Source organism: Bradyrhizobium sp. SZCCT0231, assembly GCF_018130245.1.
Taxonomy (GTDB): domain Bacteria; phylum Pseudomonadota; class Alphaproteobacteria; order Rhizobiales; family Xanthobacteraceae; genus Bradyrhizobium; species Bradyrhizobium japonicum_F.
This window is the reverse complement of sequence record NZ_JAFCKP010000001.1, coordinates 1,321,383-1,339,420: the sequence shown is the minus strand read 5'-3', so window position 1 is coordinate 1,339,420 and position 18,038 is coordinate 1,321,383. Positions and strand designations below refer to the sequence as shown.

The following is an 18,038-nucleotide window of genomic DNA, read 5'->3' as shown; positions in this document are numbered from 1 at the left end:
CGTTGTAGCCGCAACGGCCGGTTCCCCACAGTCGCCGCCCTGCGTTCTCGGACTTGCCGCTCACCGCGATGTGCTCCACGATGTGCCATCGACCTGAGGGAAGTCATCATGCCGAAGATCGACCTCGCTGCCGTGCCGCTTCGCAAGGGGTCCGGCTACCCTGCGCCCTTCAACGCGCCTTGCGCCGAGCGCATCCGGCAGCGGCTCGGTGATGCCGGCGGCCTCTCGGATTTCGGGATCAACCTGATGCGCCTGCCGCCGGGCGGGTGGTCGAGCCAGCGGCACTGGCATTCGCACGAGGACGAGTTCGTCTACATCCTCGAAGGCGAGGTGACGCTGATCGAGGATGGCGGCGAAACCGTGCTGCGCGCCGGCGATTGCGCAGCCTTCCCCAAGGCAAGCGGCAACGGCCATCACATGATCAACAGGTCGAGCGTGACGGCGGTTTATCTTGAAGTCGGCTCGCGCTCGCAAGCCGACCTCATCACCTGCTCCGACATCGACATGATGAGCCCGGCATCCGACGGCCGCTTCCTGCACAAGGACGGCACGCCTTATCCGTAAGTGACATAGCGGCTCACAGGGCCGCGCTGCGGCGCCATGTGCCGACCGTGAGCCAGACCGCCGAGACCAGGAAGTAGAGCGCGCCGACCGCAGCATAGCCCGCGACATTCGCAATCGACGGCACCGCAGGCATCGCGGCCTGGAAGATGAAGAAGCCGCCCGCCAGGGCCGACTGGCCACCGCTGAGCACCATGGCCCACTGCGCGCCGAAACGCTTCCAGCGCCGCACGGCCGTGCCGAGCTGGAGCAATCCGGACAGGATCGCCCAGGCCCCGAAGATTCCGAGCACGACGCAGACGACGGCGCGATCGTGAAGGCCGCAACGACCCAGGCGACGGAAAACGCGGCACGCATGAAATAGTAATGTTTCAGCCATTGCGCCTGGTCGCCCGCGCCCAAAGCCATCTCGCGTTTTCTCATTGTCTGCTCCTTACCTACTAGTTGGTAGTTTACGTACGACGCCGAAGCGCCGCCCTGCCCGGCGTGTGTCGACCTCGTCAGTGCCTGGTGGAAAGCCGGTCCAGCAACGGCCGGGTGACGGTCCCGAACATTTTGGGATCGCCATAAGCGCGCGCCGACAGCATCGCGCCGTGAACGGTCGCCATGAATCCCTCCGCCTCGACCCGCGCCGTGCCGACGAGGTGGAGCCGCCCTTGCCGCTTGCCGCGCTCCATCACCGAAGCCAGCCAGGACGCCAGGTGACGGAAGTGCGCGCGGACTTCGAGCGCCACCTCCTCGGGCAGGATCGGAAGCTCGCTGGCAAGGAGCGCGCAGACGCAGAAGGGAGCCGTCGCGTCCTTGATGCACGCCTCCCAATACGCGATGTAGCTTTTGAGCTGCTCGGCGGGGTCAGCGACATTGCGTTCGAGCGCCGACAGTCCCGCCTGGGCCTCCTCGCGATAGCGCGCCACGAGGGTGCGGACCAGGTCGACCTTGCTGGCGAAATGGTGGTGGATGCTCGGCTTGCGGATGCCGACGACATCGGCGATGTCGGCGTAACTGAAGCCGTTGTAGCCGCCGGCGACGATCAGCGTGAGGGCGCAGGCAAGAATGTCGTCGGCGGTCGAGGAAACGGTGCTCATGGCGATGAGCTACCTTCCAATAGGTAGGTCGTCAAGCGGGATGGCTTCAATGATCCGTGAGTGAGTGGTAGGAGCCTGCATGACTATTCGCCCGATCGTGCGCTATCCCGACCGCCGGCTCGCGCTGCCGGCCCGCCCCGTCACCGCGTTCGACGAGTCCTTGCGCGACCTCGCGAACGACCTGCTGGAGACCATGCGCGCCGCGCCCGGTATCGGCATCACCGCGCCGCATATCGGCGTGCCCTTGCGCGTCGTGGTGCTGGAGCTCGATGCCAAAGACGGCGCGCGGACCTACGTCAATCCGGAGATCACGTGGGCCTCGCCCGAGATGATCATGCACCGCGAGGGCAGCGTCTCGATGCCCGGGGTCAACGACGAGGTGCAGCGCCATGCGCGGGTGCGGATCAGCTACCGGGACGTCGAGGGCAATGTGCAAAGCGAGGAATCGGACGGCTTGCGCGCCGTCTGCCACCAACACGAGATCGATCAGCTCGACGGGATGTTCTGGATCCAGCGGTTGTCGCGGCTGAAGCGGGAGCGGCTGGTGAAGAAGTATCAGAAGATGTCGCGGGATTCGTAATGCATGCGCCCCCGCTTGCAGGGCTATCGCATACGGCTCTTTGCGCGACCTGAGCGCACGCCTCGTCCTTCGAGACGACCGCTTCGCGGCCTCCTCAGGATGAGGCTAAGCAGCATCGGCGCTTTTGAAACGAGTGCCGCACACCAGGTCCTCATCCTGAGGGCCCGCCAACGGCGGGCATCTCGAAGGATGGCCACAGGCGAAGTCGCTCCCACTCCGCGCGCCCCGCGCCTTCACGCGCGCTTCCCGCCCCTTTTGATGATCGGCGCGCTGCGACGCTCCCGTTTGCCGCGCGCGATCTCGGTTGCCAGCGCGTCCAGCTTCGGCTCCCAGAAATTCCTGAACTGGCCGATCCAAGCATCGACCGCGCGAAGCCCGGCAACGTCGACCGAATAGAGCCGCCTTTGCGCCTCGGCGCGGACGCTTGCAAAGCCGTTCTCGCGCAGCACCTTGAGGTGCTGCGAGACCGCCGCCTGGGTGATGCCGAACTCGGCTCCGATCGCTTCGACGACCTCGCCGGATGCCATCTCCTTGAGGCCAAGCAGCTCGAGGATGCGACGGCGCACGGGATCGGCGAGGACTTCGAAGGCGTGCATCAGCTGCCGGTGCCCGGATGTGCAATGTCGGGCGGCATCTCGCCGCGATAGAACGCGATGGTCCGGTCCGAGCGCTCTTTCGCCGCAGCAGGATCGACCCCACTCGCGACATGCGCCGCACGCCAATGCTCGCCGCTCGTCGTCATGAATTCCTTACCCTCGGGCGAGACCATCCAGGCCTCGGCCGTCTCGTGGTCGACCGATGCACCGGTCGCAAGATATCGCTCGAGTCCTGCAAGCGCGAGGTCCCAACCGATACCCACCGCACCCGGGCCGAACTGATTCCAATGGTCCTCGATGATCGCGGTGTGCTCAAGCGTCAAACGCGCCTGGCTTCGCTCGGCTGTCAGCCTGACGTCGATCCAGCTCGTGGCGCCGCCGAATTCCCAGGTGGCCGCAAAATGGGTCGGCGGCGTACAGGCCGTGATGATGCCGCCCGCATTGCCCTTGACCTGGTACCTTCCCCCGAGCTGGAGGTCTCCCTCAACGGGCGCAAACCAGCGCGGGATACGCTCCCTGCTGGTCACGGCGTCCCAGAGATCGTCGACGCTGGTGTCGTAGAGCCGCGTCAGCGTCACCGCACTCGCCGGTTTTCCGTCTTTCTCGAAGCTCCTCACCGAGCGCGTCACAAGCCCCAGGACCCTGGCGACATCGATCTGCATTGCGTTGCTCCCTGTCGTTTCGTGCAAGGGAGGAATATCGATGACCACTAATATAAGTCAATACTTATATTTTTGGATACTCGTGGACAGCGGCCCGTCCGTTTCTTCGGACAGGCCGCCACCAGCCCCGTAGGATGGGTAGAGCGCAGCGAAACCCATCGATTTCCTTGGAGGAACGATGATGGGTTTCTCTGCGCTCTACCCATCCTACGATTGCCTCATCTCCCGGCCATCAGCGCCTTCGCCAGCGCCATGTAGGCCGGCAGCGTCACGGGATCGTTGGCGGCATTGCCCGCCATCGGGTGCGAGGCGTAGCGCGCGATCACCATCTCGGCTTTGGGATCGACATAGATGCCCTGCCCGTAGACGCCGCGCGCCATGTAGGCGCCGTGGGCGTTGTGCGTGATCCACCATTGATTGCGGTAGGAGGCGCCCGGCAGCGTAGTGTAGCCGGCCGGCTTGAATTTTTCGGGGTCGCCGCCGCGCGCGATGTCCTCGACCACTATTGAAGGCACGATCTGGCGGCCGTTGAAGCGGCCGTGATTGCGCATGGTCTCGCCGAAGCGAGCGAGATCGCGCAGCGTGGTCGACAGGCCGCCGCCGCCGCTCTCGGTGCCGATGCGGTCGACGTGATAATGCGCGTCCTCCTCCGCCCCCATCGGCTGCCAGATCCGCTCGGACAGAAGATCGGACAGCGTCATGCCGCTGGCGCGTCTGATGATCCAGGCGAGCACGTCGGTGTTGACCGTCTTGTAGGCGAAGGCCCTGCCGTGCTCGCCTTGCTTCTTCTGCGCGATCAGGAAATCGAAGATGGTGGTCGGGCCGTCATAGTCCGGCGGGATGGGCGCCATGCCGTTGGCGCGCCTGAGGCCCCAGACATCCGAATTCTTGTCGGTGTAGACCTCGGTGTAAGCGAGCCCCGTGGTCATATCCATGACCTCGTGCACGCGCGCGTCGCCAAACGCGCTTGTCCTCAGCTCCGGCACGTAGTCCGTCACGAGGGCTTGCGGATCGATCCTGCCCTCGGCGACCAGAATGCCCGCGAGCACGCCGGTGAACGACTTCGTCACGGACATTCCGATATGCGGCTTGTGCGGCTTTAGCGCGCCGAAATAGCGCTCATAGATCAGCTTGCCCCGATGCAGCACGGCGATGCCGTCGGTGTAGGTCTCCTCCAGCATCTTTGCGAAGGTCATGGGTCGGCCGTCCATCGTGGTGGAAGCCACCGCGCCGATGTCGTGATCCTCGCGCGGCAACGCCGACGCCGGCCCCGCCCCGCGCCAGACATTCACCGTCGGCACCAGCTGGCGGATATTGCTCCAGGCCCAGCGCAACTCGGGAAAGCTGCGGAACGAGCCGTCCTGGAAAGTGATCGTGCGATCGGGGGATGGCGGGAAGCCGCGCATCCAGCCGAGGGTCTCGGGGTCGGTGGCGGTGGGCTGAGTGGCGGTCGAGACGGACATGAACAGTGGCTCCGGAACAAGTATCCGGATCTCGTATCATGCGACAGCGTAAGGAACATCTCGCGTTTGTGCTGGGGTGCTGCGCGCCGATCGGGACGGCAGCGCCGGCGCGCGGCGGTTGTAGAATTCCTCGTTTCCGGCTATATTACTGGAAATACCCGAGGACGGCATGGGAAATTCACAGAAGCGCGCCATCCAGAATTATCGATCGCGCCTCGGCAAGCGCGGCTTGGCTCGTTTTGAAGTGCTCGGCCGGGATGCCGATCGCGATCTCATTCGTTCGTTCGCCAAACGCCTGTCGGAGGATACGCCCGAGGCTTCGGAGCTTCGCGCCGCCGTGCGCAAGTCGATCGCGGGCGAGCCGCCCCAGCCGGGCGGGATTCTCGCCGCATTGCGCCGTTCTCCGCTCGTAGGGGCCGATCTCGATCTTTCTCGGCCTCGCGAAAAGGGACGCAAGGTCGACCTGTGACACGCTATCTCCTCGACACGAACATCATCAGCAATGTCGTCAAACCGCGACCATCGGACTCTCTGTTGTCATGGATGTCGATGCAGCGCGACGAGGACCTGTTCATCGCCTCCTTGACCGTTGCAGAAATCCGCCGCGGCATTTTGGAGAAACCGCGTGGCAGGAAGCGCGACATCCTCGACAATTGGTTCTCAGGGCCTGAAGGACCGCAGGCGCTTTTTGCGGGCCGCATCCTATCCTTCGACGACAAGGCGGGACTCGTCTGGGCGCGACTGATGGCCGAAGGCAAGGCGACGGGCAAACCACGCAACGCGCTCGACATGATCATCGCCGCCGTCGCCAGCACGAACGACTGTGTCGTGGTGACGGATAACGAAAAGGACTTTGCTGGCATCAAGGTCTTCAACCCGGTGCGCGGATGAGCCTGATGTAGTTGCAGGAAGGGCGGAGCGCACCAATACCCATCACGTCCCGTCTACAAGCGCGATGGGTTTCGCTGCGCTCTACCCATCCTACGGGCTATAATAACTACTCCTGGTTTCCTTCAATTTCCACAGCCGCCTTGCACTCTTCGGCAATATCGAGAGCGCCTCTCTCGTTGGATCTCAGATCATTATCAGTGATTTGGCCTCGACCATCATTATAGATCCAAACCGCTTCATACATATTGTTTGCAATCACATTTCGGCGCACTGTTGGATTGCCGCCCGATGTAACCTCAACACCCGCACGCGCGTTCTCAAAGATTTCATTCTTCTCAAAAAGGCCGCGGCCATTATCGTAAATGTACATTCCACTCCTCTCGCTGCGGCTAATGCGGTTGCGGCGGAGAGTAGGATTGCCACCGGATTTTACCCTAACTCCGTTACTACGATTGTTGGCAATTTCGTTGTCCTCCAAGGTACCAAGTCCATCCGTGTGGACATAGGCTCCGCTCTGCTGCCCCTCGTAGATGCGATTCTGGCGAAGCGTCGGATTTCCGCCAGACTTGATCTCGACGCCAGCAAACGCATTGCTAAAGATATCGTTGTCCTCCAGCATGCCCAATCCATTCGCATAAACGTACACACCAGCTTGCTTGCCGTCGTGAATACGATTGCGACGAAGCGTGGGATTTCCCCCAGACTTGATACTGACACCGGCCAACCCATTCGCGAATATCTCGTTATCTTCTAGGATGCCAACCGCGCCCTCGTGGGTGAAAACCCCATTTTGGCGACTGCCATAAATTCGATTGCGGCGAAGGGTCGGATTCGAAGCCTTTATCTCGACACCGGATAGTTGGTTGTTGAATATCTCGTTATCTTCCAACGCACCGAAGCCGCCTTCGTAGATCAGAATGCCATTTTGCCTACAATCGTGAATGCGGTTTCGACGCAAGCGAGGATCTGCACCGTTATGGATCCCGACACCCGATAAGCTGGCACTCGTAATATCGCAGTCGTCCAGATCGAGTCGTCCCTGGCCAATATCAACGCCGAACCATTTACCCTCGCCAGCTTGACGAATAGTAAGATTTACCGCGCGACCCATATTCGCTTGAAACTTGATTACATGCGCGCCAACGGCCTCAATCACGACTTCACCCGGTTCCCCGTCGCCTATGATCTCGACAGCCTTGTCGATGATAACGGCTTCGCGATACAGGCCCGGGCGCACGAGAATCCGATACCCTGACTCCGCTGCGGCTAAAGCACCAGCTAGACTGGAATGATCGCCACGATGCAGCGCATCAACCACCAAAGTTGGAGGATCTTTCTTGCTCGCACCAGAGCGGGGTGCTTCCTCAATCGACACCGAGGCGCGATTACGCCCCGTCTCATCTCCCGTCTGCTGTTCATCGGCGCTCGCTCTGAGAACGACCTGATCAGCGTGAGATCGTTCAACTGGAGCATGCTCTAGTGCGCGGACAATCTGGCCTGCTAACGTCGCTACTGTTTTGCCTACCGACGGTGACGTGAACGGCTCAAAACGAAGCTCACGCCAGTCGGCATATTGACGCGCGCTGATTGCTCGCGCGATGGCATCGGTCTCACGCGATCCTTCATTGTTTAATATAGGACAACTCACGTAATATATTGGTAGGATAAGGTCTGCCCTACCTAAGTGCTCCTCCCGCTCGAAGAAGCGCTCGACTTCCGCACGACAGGCCGTACTTTTGAAGAAGGCGGGGGTGATAATTGGAATCAGGAACGTTGTCGCGTCCAGAGCGTCTTCAATCCGCTCCTTCCATTGTTGCCCCCAGGAGATATCGTTCCGATCTTGAAAGATTGGAAACTTCTCTCCGAGTTGCATCCTCACCTCGCCAGAGAGACGGGCGCAGAGCTCGCTAAGCCTCCCGTTCTCATGTTGGTCGTCCAGGCGGACGTAACTCATAAAGCCAGCGAACGTCTGAACCATAAGATCTCCGAGAAGAATCCGGCGGAAAGCCGAAACTCTATCTCCTGAGGTTGCACTATTTCAACTTCCGATGGCGCACTAATGATTAGAAGCGTTGACGGGCTGTGCCCATCCGGAACTGGCGAAGTCCAAGTCGATAGGTCCACCAATGCTGAAGGCCACCCCCTCACTCCCATTCAATCGTCCCAGGCGGCTTGCTCGTCACGTCATACACCACCCGGTTCACGCCCTTCACCTCATTGATGATGCGCGTGGCGGTCTCGCCCAGGAACTTCATGTCGAACTGGTAGAAGTCGGCGGTCATGCCGTCGGTGGAGGTGACGGCGCGAAGGCCGACCACATAGTCATAGGTGCGACCGTCGCCCATGACGCCGACGGTCTTCACCGGGAGCAGCACGGCGAAGGCCTGCCAGATCTCGTCGTAGAGGCCGTGCTTGCGGATCTGGTCGATGTAGACGGCATCCGCTTTGCGCAGGATGTCGAGCTTGTCGCGGGTGATGTCGCCGGGGCAGCGGATGGCGAGGCCGGGGCCCGGGAACGGGTGGCGGCCGACGAAGATTTCGGGCAGGCCGAGCTCGCGGCCGAGCTTGCGGACCTCGTCCTTGAACAGCTCGCGCAAGGGCTCGACGAGCTTCATGTTCATGCGCTCGGGCAGGCCGCCGACATTGTGGTGCGACTTGATGGTGACGGAAGGTCCGCCGGTGAAGGAGACGCTCTCGATCACGTCGGGGTAGAGCGTGCCCTGCGCCAGGAAGTCGGCGCCGCCGATCTTCTTGGCCTCAGCCTCGAACACCTCGATGAAGAGGCGGCCGATGGTCTTGCGCTTCGCTTCGGGATCGGTGACGCCTTCGAGCTCGCCCAAAAACTGTTTTGAAGCATCCACGTGCACGAGCGGGATGTTGTAGTGGTGGCGGAACAGGTCGACGACCTGCTCGGCCTCGTTGAGGCGCATCAGGCCGTGATCGACGAAGACGCAGGTGAGCTGGTCGCCGATGGCCTCGTGGATCAACACGGCCGCCACGGCTGAATCGACGCCGCCGGAGAGGCCGCAGATCACCTTGCCCTTGCCGACCTGCGCGCGGATCTTTGCGATCTCCTCCTCGCGGAAGGCGCGCATGGTCCAGTCGCCGGTGAGGCCGGCGATCTTGCGGACGAAGTTGCGGATGAGTTTCGCGCCGTCGGGCGTGTGCACCACTTCGGGGTGGAACATCAGGCCGTAATATTTGCGCGTCTCGTCCTGGATGATCGCGAAGGGCGCGTTCGGCGAGGTGCCGGCGACGGAGAAGCCCGGCGGCATCCTGGTGATGCGATCGCCATGGCTCATCCAGACCTGGTTCTTGCCGCCTGATGACCAGACGTCCGCGAACAGCTTGCTCGGCGCCTTGACCTCGACGTCGGCACGGCCGAATTCGCGGTGATGGCCGCCCTCGACCTCGCCCCCGAGCTGGGCCGCCATGGTCATCTGGCCGTAGCAGATGCCCATCACCGGCACGCCGGAATCGAAGATCAATTGCGGGGCGCGGGGCGAGCCGGCCTCGTGCACCGATTCCGGGCCGCCGGACAGGATCACCGCTTTCGGCTTCATCTCCTCGAAGGCGGCTTCAGCCTTGTTGAACGGGACGATCTCGCAATAGACGCCGTCCTCGCGCACGCGACGCGCGATCAGCTGCGTCACCTGGCTGCCGAAGTCGACGATGAGAATCTTGTCATGCGCCGAGGCCACCGAGGGCGTCGACGCGGAGCGGTCGTTCTGTGCTGCTGTCATGGCCAGCAGATACGCTGGCGCGGCCCGGGCCGCAACCGCGGTGGTGGCGCGCCCACATGCTTCTTTGGACATGGACAAACGAATATAGGTAAGTAATATTGACCTATTGTGCCCCATCCTCAGAACGGGGCCGATCAGGGAGAATGCCATGTCACAGCACCATCAGCCATCAACGCTTGCCGCGCTCGGCCGGACCTGGGTCGAGGCCTGGAACACTGGCGATCTCGAGCGCGTGCTCGCGCTCTACGACGAGGCGGCCGTGATGACCTCGGACCGCATTCCGGCGCTGGGGTTCGACCCCAGCGGAACGGTGCGCGGCAAGGCCGCGTTGCGCGCCTATTGGGGCAAGGCGCTGGGGCTGCTGCCGGAGCTGCATTTCTCGCTGATCGATCTGTTCGTCAGCCCCGATAGTGTCGTGGTGTTCTACGAGAACGAGCGGGGCAAGAAGATCTGCGAATATCTGCGGGTGAACGAGGCGGGGCTGATCGTGCAGGGCTCGGCGAACCATTTGCCCCATTGATCCGTCTGCGCGGAGACATCAGCGCTTGCGTGCGCCCGCCTTTCGCACCTTCGTATCGGACCACGTCAGCGGCCGGCCGGTTCGCGACGGCAGTACCAGCTGCCCGACCGGCTGGCCTGCCTGGTCCACCAGGTCGGAATGCGCCTCGCCGCGCGCGTAGAGATGCGCCTCGCCCCATTGGCGCAAACCGACGATGACGGGAAACAAGTCGCGTCCCCGCCTCGTCAGCGCGTATTCCTGATACGCGCTGCCGTCGGAAGCCGGAACCAGCTCGAGAACGTCGAGCTCTACCAGCTTGCGCAGACGCGTGCTGAGCATGCCCTTGGCAATGCCGAGGTTCTTCTGGAAGTCGCCGAACCGGCGCAGCCCGTCGAAGGCATCGCGCACGATCAGGAGCGACCACCAGTCGCCGATTGCATCGAGTGCACGCGCCACCGGGCATTCGGCCTCGGAAAAACCTGTCCGCTTCATGCTCCCACTCCAACCTTGGTTCTAAAATAGGACTAGACAGCGCCGCGCGCAACTGGTCCTATTATGAGACCACAACAGGACCGTGCCGGAGATGACGGATGACGAGCAATGACTTCGCCAGAGGCAACCCGAAGGATAGTGCCGGGACGGCCGGGCACGGGCTCTCTTCCGCGATGGCGCTGCTGCTCGCGCTGGCTTGCGGTCTCAGCGTTGCCAACATCTACTTCGCCCAGCCACTGCTCGACGCGATGGCCGAGGACCTCGGCATCGCTCCCGCTGCAATCGGCACGGTCGTGACCTTCACGCAGATCGGCTACGCGTGCGGACTGATCCTGATCGTGCCGCTTGGCGACCTCCGGGATCGCCGACGCCTGATCGCCGGCCAGACTGCACTGTCAGCGATCGGACTTGTGGCCGTCGGCACCGCATCGCACGCAGCGGTCCTGCTCGCGGGACTGACGCTGGTCGGCGTGCTTGCCGTGGTCGTGCAAATCCTCGTCGCCTTTGCAGCGACGCTCGCAACACCGGACGGCCGAGGCCGCGCCATCGGGACGGTTACCAGCGGCGTCGTCGGGGGAATCCTGCTCGCGCGCTTCGCCTCGGGCGCGCTGGCCGATATCGGCGGCTGGCGCACGGTCTACCTGGTTTCGGCCGGCCTCATGCTCGCCATGGCCGTCTTGCTGTTGCGCGTCCTGCCGCGCGGCGCGCACGCGGCAAGGGCCGGCTCCTCGTATCTGTCGCTGTTGCGCTCGACGGCGGCGCCGTTCGTCGAGGAGCCGATCCTGCGCGAGCGCGCCTTGTTTGCGTTCCTGATCTTCGCCGATCTCAACGTGTTCTGGACGTCGATCGTGCTGCCGCTCTCGGCGCCGCCTTTCACGCTGTCGCACACAACGATCGGACTGCTCGGGGTCGCAGGGTTCGCCGGAGCCCTCGGCGCGCGCAAAGCCGGCCGTCTCGCCGACCTCGGATGGGCCCAACGCACCACCGGACTGTCGCTGATGCTGATGCTCGCCGCCTGGGCCGCGTTCGCCTGCCTGCATGTCTCGCTCTGGTTCGTCGTCGCGGGCGCGATCATGCTGGATCTCGGGCTGCAGGCCGTGCATGTGACCAGCCAGAGCCTGATTGTCGCCGCGCGTCCCGACGCCGCAAGCCGGCTGGTCGGGGGCTACATGGTGTTCTACTCGATCGGCAGCGCAGCTGGCGGAATCGCGGCGACCATGGTGTACGCGCTTGCGGGCTGGAGCGGCGTTTGCATGCTGGGTTCCGGCGTCAGCGCCGCCGCTCTGCTGGTCTGGGTCATCAATGCGAGCAGGATGCAAGAGGCGGCCGGCTGCGCGCTGACGCCCTCCCCGCCCAGGTAAAGTGCACGACCCGGAGATCGGCATAGGTTAACAAGCGGTGCACCGCATCAAGGCAGGATCCCTCCCCATGAAGCTCCCAACCTCCCCCTTTACCGTCACCGACTGGAGCCAGATCGAGGCAACCACGCATCCCGGCGAGAGCGGTGAGGCCAAGTGGCGCACCCTCAACATCGGCGAGCTCCGGGTGCGGATGGTGGAGTACTCGCCGGGCTATCTCGCCGATCATTGGTGCGATCGGGGCCACGTGCTCTACGTGCTGAAGGGCGAGCTCGACTCTGAGCTGCGCGACGGGCGCAAGTTCAAGCTCACGGCGGGAATGAGTTACCAGGTGTCGGATTTCGGCGACGCCGCGCACCGGTCCTCGACGACGACCGGGGCGACGCTCTTCATCGTCGACTGATATGCGCCCGGCGGTTTCTTTGCACCGCAAAATAGCAAAGACGCGCGACATCCCGAACCACGGGTGGTGCCTTGAAGTAGCCCCAAATTCTCGCTATATTGTGATCATCGATACTTGGGCCGAACGACTGGGCCGCTTCGCTTCGTTACAGACGGGCGCGCACGCTTCAGATGACTTCTCCAAACATCGACTGAACAGGATCATGGGCGCAGCGACGCGTACCGGTCCGCGTGCGTACCCTCTCTAACAAAGGAAATTCCCATGGCTATGGGCACCGTGAAGTGGTTCAACACCCAAAAGGGTTATGGTTTCATCCAGCCGGACGACGGCCAGAAGGACGTGTTCGTGCACATCAGCGCCGTCGAGCGCGCCGGCCTCTCCACCCTCAACGAGGGCCAGAAGGTCTCGTTCGACATCGTCGCCGACCGCCGCAGCGGCAAGTCCTCGGCTGACAATCTTCGCGTCGGCTAATCGCCCGCGCCTGGGCGTTCTGACCACGGACGTACCGGCAGAACGCTAGAACTCGAAAGCCCCGCGACCGGGATCCGGTCTGCGGGGCTTTTGTTTTGGGATAGTTGTCATTCCGGGGCTCGCGGAAGCGAGAACCCGGAATCCATTGAGCTGTAGAGACCGCCGCGCGATGGATTCCGGGCTCGCGCGACGCGCGCCCCGGAATGACGGCGCGGCGCGATCAGCTCGCCTTCTTCAACACCGACACGAAAAACCCGTCCGTCCCGGTCCGCCGCGGCGTCATCAGCCAGCCTTCCGCCGACTGCAGGGCCGCCTCGCCAAAAGCTTCCGCCTTGTCCCAGAGCACGCTCGCGGTCTGCTCGGGCGGGATGATCGCGAATTCGGGATGGCGCGCGACGAGCGCCCTCACCTGCTCGCCGTTCTCCTCCGCCAGCACCGAGCAGGTGATGTAGGCGATGCGGCCACCTGGCTTCACTAGCGGCACCGCTCGCGCGAGCACCTCGGCCTGGTCGCGCAGGCGGATCTCCAGCGCGCCCGGCCGCATCCGCCATTTGGCATCGGGGTTGCGGCGCCAGGTGCCGGTTCCCGTGCAGGGAGCGTCAATCACGACGAGGTCGGCCGAGGCGCGGATGTCTTGAAGCGGATCGGCCTCGCCCTTGGGCGTCCGGATATCGGCATTGTGGACGCCGGCGCGCGACAGCCGCTCATGGATCGGGGCGAGCTGACGCTTGTCGCGATCGGTCGCGATCAGACGGCCCTTGCCCTGCATCAAGGCGGCGAGCGCCAGCGTCTTGCCGCCGGCGCCGGCGCAGAGATCGATCACCTGCTCGCCGGGTTTTGCCGCGGTGAATTGGGCCGCAAGCTGGGATCCCTCATCCTGCACTTCAATTGCGCCCTTGATGAAATCCTCTTCGGCCTGGATGCCGGGGTTGCGCGCATCGGCCGAAAGCTCGATGCGCAGGCCGGTTGCGGACCAGGGCGTCGGTTTCGCATGAAGATGAGCAAGTGCACGCAGCACCTTGTCGCGATTGGATTTTAGCGTGTTGACGCGCAGATCGAGCGGGGCCCGGCTGGCCATCGCGGCCGCTTCCGCAGCGCGGGTCTGGCCGAACACTTTTGCGAGGTGCGGATCGAGCCATTCGGGGTAGTCGCCGGCGACCGCAGCGGGTGCACCCTCGAGGGAACGCGCCGCAAGCGCGGCCTGCTCGGCCTCGGTCAGCGGCGCCGGCGCAAACCGGCTGCCGTCGAACAGCGCGGCCATGGTGGCCGTGTCCATGTTGCGCTCGAGGCGGAGCATGCCGATCAGGCGTGCCCGTGCGGTCTCGGAATCCATCAGCCAGGCGCTCGAGGCGTAGCGGCGCAGCACGTCCCAGACGAGGCCGGCGATCGCGGCACGGTCGCCGGAGCCGGCGAAGCGGTGCGCGGTGCCCCACTCCTTCAGCGCCTTGGCCGCGGGCACGCGGTCCTTCTCGATGGTGTCGATCAGTTCGATGGCTGCGGACAGCCGGGCAGCGGGGGTCATTTGAATTCTTTCAAGTGGTGCGCAAGCGCCTAGATCAGCAGCAAAAGCTTCAGCGCGAAGTAGATCCACATCGCGAGCAGCACCAGCACGCCGGCGAGCCAGATCGTGGAGCGGCGGCCGAGATCGTTGGAGGAGACGAACACGCCGGCATGGGCAAAGCGTGTCACGACGAACACCCAGGACATCAGCACGATGAAGAGATCGGCGCGGCGCAAGGGCAATGCCAGCGCGATCAGGAAATAGAACAGCACCGGCAGCTCGAACTGGTTGCGGTAGCAATTGGCGATTTGTGTGGCGCCTTTCGGCCAGTTCGGCTCGCCCAGCGCAATGTCGCGGATCTTGGTCTCGCCCGAGACCAGGGTCTTGCGCCGCACCAGGACCATGCCGATCAGCAGCGCGAAGGTGAGAGCGACCTGCACGAAGACCGGCAGCAAGACCATTTGAACGGACATCGGAACTTTCCCGGGAGGCGAAATGCCGCCGCCCGTCATTAGCCGCGACTTTTGGCGCTGACAATGAACGACTTGAACCGGCGTTCCCGCTGTTGCGACCAACCACCGATTGTTAAAGCGATTTTCGGCCCCCTTGGGCCCGAGGCGAGCTAGCGCCATGAATACCTTGTCCAGCCTCTTCAGCGAATCCGCCGACGGCCAGCTCGGCATCCTGATGTCGGCGCTGTCAGGGATTGCGGCAGCGCTCGCGGTCGCTCTGGCCATGACGGTCTACTTCCGCCTGAGCTATCGGATGATCTACGTGAATTGGCGCGACGTCGCCCGGCATGGCCTCGCTGCCTTGGCCGCGCTCGCCCTGTTCGCCTTTGCCGCCTACGACATGCGCCACGCTGCGCTTGCCTATCTCGGCCTCAATCCCTCCAAGCCCGCCGTCGAGTTCGAGATCCGCATGCCCCGGGAGATGCTGACGGCGGTGACCGACAGCCAGATCGAGCTGCATACCGACCGCAACCAGACACTGGCGCTGGTCGACGGCGTGCGCGACCTCTCGGACGGACGGGCGGTGCTGCGCGGCGCAGTGGTGCTCAACCACCGCACGGCCGATCGCGTTCTGGTCGTGAACCTGTCCGGCAAGGGGATCTTCGAGTTCCGCCTCCGCCTGCCGGCCGAGCCGCATCGCTCCGCCCAGTTCGGCCCCTGGCACCTCGCCGATCGCATCGCCACCCCGCTCGCCGGCGCGGTCGCCCCGCAGGACGGCTACACGATCCGCTACCGCGTGCTTTAAACTTTGTTCGCTGCGATCCATGCCCGCGCCGTCATCGTTCCGACGCGCGGCAACGGGTAGCATGAGCGCATGCCCGAATTTCGCCTGACCCAGATTTCCGACACCCATCTCGGCCGGCGCTTTCCCGGCCTGATCGCCAACTTTCATCGCATCAGCGAGCACATCGACGCCGACAGGCCCGATCTCGTCGTCAACACTGGCGACGTCTCGTTCGACGGACCGACCAGCCGCGACGATGTTGAATTCGCGAAAGGCCTGCACGACGCTCTGCCCGTCACCTGTCGCTACCTCCCCGGCAATCACGACATCGGCGACAATCCGACCGCGATCGGGCCGGCGCCGAAGCCGCCGGTCAGCGAGACGCACCGGCAGCAGTTCTGCGACATCATCGGCGAAGACCATTGGTCGTTCGATGCCGCCGGCTGGTGCTTCATCGGCCTCAACTCGCTGGTGATGAATTCGGGGCTCGCCTTCGAGGCCGAGCAGTTCGACTGGCTATCCCAAGAGATCGCGCGCACGAACGGCAGGCCGGTCGCGCTGTTCCTGCATAAGCCGCTGTTTCTCAACCTGCCCGACGATCCCGAGACGGTGGAGACTTCCATCCGCTACGTGCCGCAGCCGGCGCGGGCGCGGCTGATCGAGATGTTCGGGAAAGTCGACCTGCGTCTCATCGCCAGCGGTCACGTGCACCAGCGGCGTGACTTCACTTGGCGCCACACCCGCCACATCTGGGCGCCGTCAGCCGGCTTCGTCATCAACGATTCGCACCAGGACCGGATCGCGATCAAGGAAGTCGGGCTCGTCGAATACCGTTTCCAGCCGGGCAGTATCGAGGTCCGTCACGTCCGCGCGGCGGGCCAGGTCGACGTCGACATCGAGGAACTCTTCGCCCAGATGGGCGGCGAGCATTAGCGCGCTTGGCTGCTCAGGCGACGCTCTTGAGATCCTGCTGGATCGCGAGCAAGGATTGCAGCGCCTCGCTGTTCACCGGCTTGGCCGCGGGATCACTGGCAGGCGGCTGCCCGGCAGTTTGCGCGGCCCTGACCGGACGCTGCGGAAACGGCGGCGGTGGTGCCGGCATTGGGGGGCGAGCAAAATCGCCCTCGTCTTCAGTGTGAACGAACTTGCCATGGATGACGTCGTCGCGACGGCCCATGACGAACATGGTTGCCCAATAGCCGGCGGCCAGGAGGATTACGCAGAAAATACCAATCTCTAACATCGCAACACCCAAAATATGCGCGATGATTCAATGCCTTCGTCGGGCCGTCAATGAACAGCCGGTCACACCTGCGGCTTTTGCGGGCAGGTGTGACCGATTAGTGACTCTTTCTTAACCATCCACCGCCCCGAGGCGGCCGGATGCGATCAAATCAGGCCTTGTCGGGGCCAACCCGGACCAGCTGCTTGCCGAAATTGGCCCCCTTCAGCAGGCCCATGAACGCGCCGGGGGCGCTTTCAAGGCCTTCGGTGACGAACTCCTTGTATTTGACCTTACCGTCGCGGACCCAGGCGGACATGTCGCGCAGGAAATCGCCATGGCGGGCGGCGAAGTCGGACACGATGAAACCGCGGAAGGTCAGCCGCTTGGTCAGCGTCGCGCGCATCAGGCTGGCAGCCCATTTCGGCGGCTTGGCCTCGGTGTCGTTGTAGTGGGCGATCAGGCCGCAGACCGGTACGCGCGCGAACGGATTGAGCAGCGGGAACACCGCCTCGAACACGGCACCGCCGACATTCTCGAAATAGACGTCGATGCCATCAGGGCAGGCCTCCTTGAGCTTGGCGGCGAGATCGGGATCGCGGTGATCGATACAGGCATCGAAGCCGAGCTCCTTCACCACGTAGTCGCACTTGTCCTTGCCGCCGGCAATGCCGACCGCGCGTGCGCCCTTGATCTTGGCGATCTGGCCCACGGCCGAGCCGACCGCGCCGGAGGCGCCGGCGACGACGACGGTCTCGCCCGGTTGCGGCTTGCCGATGTCGAGCAGGCCCGTATAGGCGGTCATGCCGGGCATGCCGAGCACGCCGATCGAGGTCGAAATCGGACCGAGCTTGGGATCGACCTTGATCAGGCCCTTGCCGTTCGAGATCGCATGCGTCTGCCAACCCGAGCGGATGCGCACGATGTCGCCGACCGCGAAGTCGGGATTGTTGGAGGCCGCGACCTCGCTGACCGCCTCGCCCTCCATCACCCCGCCGACCGGCACCGGAGCTGCGTAGGACGGCCCCTCGCTCATCCGCCCTCGCATATAGGGATCGAGCGACAGCCAGATCGTGCGCAGCAGGACTTCGCCTGCGCCGGGAGCCGGCACCGCGAATTCCTCCAGGCGAAAATCAGACGGCTTGGGTTCGCCGACGGGACGCGCGGCAAGAACGATGCGTTTGGCTTGGGACATGGCTTCCTCCACTTTTCTGTCATTGCGAGCGAAGCGAAGCAATCCAGCCGCGTCAACACAAAAGGACTGGATTGCTTCGC

Annotated in this window: 21 protein-coding genes and 1 pseudogene; 10 read left to right on the top strand and 12 right to left on the bottom strand. The window is 63.7% G+C overall.

Annotated features, from left to right (window positions below; genetic code table 11):
- Positions 1-108: 108 nt before the first annotated feature.
- Positions 109-564 carry a cupin domain-containing protein gene (locus JQ566_RS06075; protein WP_212370976.1) on the top strand — a complete coding sequence of 152 codons (456 nt, stop codon included), beginning with the start codon at positions 109-111 and terminating at the stop codon, positions 562-564.
- A 13-nt stretch (positions 565-577) separates the two neighbouring features.
- On the opposite strand, the pseudogene JQ566_RS06070 reads toward JQ566_RS06075, so the two are convergent.
- Positions 578-984 (bottom strand): annotated as a pseudogene (locus tag JQ566_RS06070) (DUF308 domain-containing protein).
- 77 nt (positions 985-1,061) lie between these two features.
- A complete protein-coding gene (locus JQ566_RS06065) occupies positions 1,062-1,646 on the bottom strand; it encodes a TetR/AcrR family transcriptional regulator (protein ID WP_212370975.1) in 585 nt (194 codons plus the stop codon).
- Between the two features lie 79 nt (positions 1,647-1,725).
- Between JQ566_RS06065 and JQ566_RS06060 the strand changes: the two genes are divergently transcribed.
- A complete protein-coding gene (locus tag JQ566_RS06060; protein ID WP_212370974.1) occupies positions 1,726-2,226 on the top strand; it encodes a peptide deformylase in 501 nt (166 codons plus the stop codon).
- Between the two features lie 233 nt (positions 2,227-2,459).
- Here the strand turns inward: JQ566_RS06060 and JQ566_RS06055 are convergent, their stop codons facing one another.
- The 3 genes from JQ566_RS06055 to JQ566_RS06045 all read right to left on the bottom strand — a co-directional run bounded on the left by JQ566_RS06055 (position 2,460) and on the right by JQ566_RS06045 (position 4,947).
- Positions 2,460-2,822 (bottom strand): ArsR/SmtB family transcription factor, encoded by a 363-nt coding sequence (locus tag JQ566_RS06055; protein WP_212370973.1) that lies wholly within the window; start codon positions 2,820-2,822, stop codon positions 2,460-2,462.
- Positions 2,822-3,484 carry an SRPBCC family protein gene (locus tag JQ566_RS06050; protein WP_212370971.1) on the bottom strand — a complete coding sequence of 221 codons (663 nt, stop codon included), beginning with the start codon at positions 3,482-3,484 and terminating at the stop codon, positions 2,822-2,824. Before JQ566_RS06050 ends, JQ566_RS06055 begins: the two co-directional genes overlap by 1 nt.
- A gap of 218 nt (positions 3,485-3,702) precedes the next feature.
- Complete coding sequence (locus JQ566_RS06045; RefSeq protein WP_212370969.1) at positions 3,703-4,947, bottom strand: serine hydrolase domain-containing protein; 1,245 nt, start codon at positions 4,945-4,947, stop codon at positions 3,703-3,705.
- A 169-nt stretch (positions 4,948-5,116) separates the two neighbouring features.
- On the opposite strand from JQ566_RS06045, the gene JQ566_RS34485 reads away from it, so the two are divergent.
- The gene (locus JQ566_RS34485) at positions 5,117-5,416 is read left to right on the top strand and encodes a hypothetical protein (protein WP_249139204.1); all 300 of its coding nucleotides are present in this window, start codon (positions 5,117-5,119) and stop codon (positions 5,414-5,416) included.
- The gene (locus JQ566_RS06035) at positions 5,413-5,838 is read left to right on the top strand and encodes a type II toxin-antitoxin system VapC family toxin (protein ID WP_212370965.1); all 426 of its coding nucleotides are present in this window, start codon (positions 5,413-5,415) and stop codon (positions 5,836-5,838) included. Before JQ566_RS34485 ends, JQ566_RS06035 begins: the two co-directional genes overlap by 4 nt.
- A 106-nt stretch (positions 5,839-5,944) precedes the next feature.
- Here JQ566_RS06035 and JQ566_RS06030 read toward each other — a convergent pair whose 3' ends face one another.
- Positions 5,945-7,816 carry a right-handed parallel beta-helix repeat-containing protein gene (locus JQ566_RS06030; RefSeq protein WP_212370963.1) on the bottom strand — a complete coding sequence of 624 codons (1,872 nt, stop codon included), beginning with the start codon at positions 7,814-7,816 and terminating at the stop codon, positions 5,945-5,947.
- 166 nt (positions 7,817-7,982) lie between these two features.
- Positions 7,983-9,581 (bottom strand): glutamine-hydrolyzing GMP synthase, encoded by a 1,599-nt coding sequence (gene guaA, locus JQ566_RS06025; protein ID WP_212371510.1) that lies wholly within the window; start codon positions 9,579-9,581, stop codon positions 7,983-7,985.
- A gap of 148 nt (positions 9,582-9,729) precedes the next feature.
- Here guaA and JQ566_RS06020 point away from each other — a divergent pair, with 148 nt between their 5' ends.
- Positions 9,730-10,101 (top strand): nuclear transport factor 2 family protein, encoded by a 372-nt coding sequence (locus JQ566_RS06020; RefSeq protein WP_212370961.1) that lies wholly within the window; start codon positions 9,730-9,732, stop codon positions 10,099-10,101.
- Between the two features lie 18 nt (positions 10,102-10,119).
- Here JQ566_RS06020 and JQ566_RS06015 read toward each other — a convergent pair whose 3' ends face one another.
- The gene (locus tag JQ566_RS06015; protein WP_212370959.1) at positions 10,120-10,572 is read right to left on the bottom strand and encodes a winged helix-turn-helix transcriptional regulator; all 453 of its coding nucleotides are present in this window, start codon (positions 10,570-10,572) and stop codon (positions 10,120-10,122) included.
- 98 nt (positions 10,573-10,670) lie between these two features.
- Here JQ566_RS06015 and JQ566_RS06010 point away from each other — a divergent pair, with 98 nt between their 5' ends.
- From JQ566_RS06010 to JQ566_RS06000, 3 genes are all read left to right on the top strand, one after another.
- On the top strand, positions 10,671-11,933 hold the full coding sequence (locus tag JQ566_RS06010) for an MFS transporter (protein WP_212370956.1): 1,263 nt from the start codon (positions 10,671-10,673) through the stop codon (positions 11,931-11,933).
- A 67-nt stretch (positions 11,934-12,000) separates the two neighbouring features.
- Positions 12,001-12,333, top strand: a complete 333-nt coding sequence (locus JQ566_RS06005; protein WP_027573925.1) for a DHCW motif cupin fold protein — start codon at positions 12,001-12,003, stop codon at positions 12,331-12,333.
- Positions 12,334-12,594: 261 nt separating this feature from the next.
- Positions 12,595-12,804: a cold-shock protein gene (locus JQ566_RS06000; protein WP_015686739.1), complete on the top strand. Its 210-nt coding sequence runs from the start codon at positions 12,595-12,597 to the stop codon at positions 12,802-12,804.
- Between the two features lie 220 nt (positions 12,805-13,024).
- Here JQ566_RS06000 and JQ566_RS05995 read toward each other — a convergent pair whose 3' ends face one another.
- A complete protein-coding gene (locus JQ566_RS05995) occupies positions 13,025-14,326 on the bottom strand; it encodes an RsmB/NOP family class I SAM-dependent RNA methyltransferase (protein WP_212370954.1) in 1,302 nt (433 codons plus the stop codon).
- Between the two features lie 29 nt (positions 14,327-14,355).
- Positions 14,356-14,778, bottom strand: coding sequence for an MAPEG family protein (locus JQ566_RS05990; protein ID WP_212370952.1), 423 nt, complete (start codon positions 14,776-14,778; stop codon positions 14,356-14,358).
- Positions 14,779-14,935: 157 nt separating this feature from the next.
- Between JQ566_RS05990 and JQ566_RS05985 the strand changes: the two genes are divergently transcribed.
- Positions 14,936-15,562 (top strand): acriflavin resistance protein, encoded by a 627-nt coding sequence (locus JQ566_RS05985; protein WP_212370950.1) that lies wholly within the window; start codon positions 14,936-14,938, stop codon positions 15,560-15,562.
- Positions 15,563-15,631: 69 nt separating this feature from the next.
- Positions 15,632-16,474 (top strand): metallophosphoesterase family protein, encoded by an 843-nt coding sequence (locus tag JQ566_RS05980; protein ID WP_212370948.1) that lies wholly within the window; start codon positions 15,632-15,634, stop codon positions 16,472-16,474.
- 13 nt (positions 16,475-16,487) lie between these two features.
- On the opposite strand, the gene JQ566_RS05975 is transcribed toward JQ566_RS05980, so the two are convergent.
- Both JQ566_RS05975 and JQ566_RS05970 read right to left on the bottom strand, forming a co-directional pair.
- A complete protein-coding gene (locus tag JQ566_RS05975) occupies positions 16,488-16,784 on the bottom strand; it encodes a hypothetical protein (RefSeq protein WP_212371509.1) in 297 nt (98 codons plus the stop codon).
- Positions 16,785-16,935: 151 nt separating this feature from the next.
- Positions 16,936-17,958, bottom strand: a complete 1,023-nt coding sequence (locus JQ566_RS05970) for an NADP-dependent oxidoreductase (RefSeq protein ID WP_212370946.1) — start codon at positions 17,956-17,958, stop codon at positions 16,936-16,938.
- Positions 17,959-18,038: the final 80 nt, after the last annotated feature.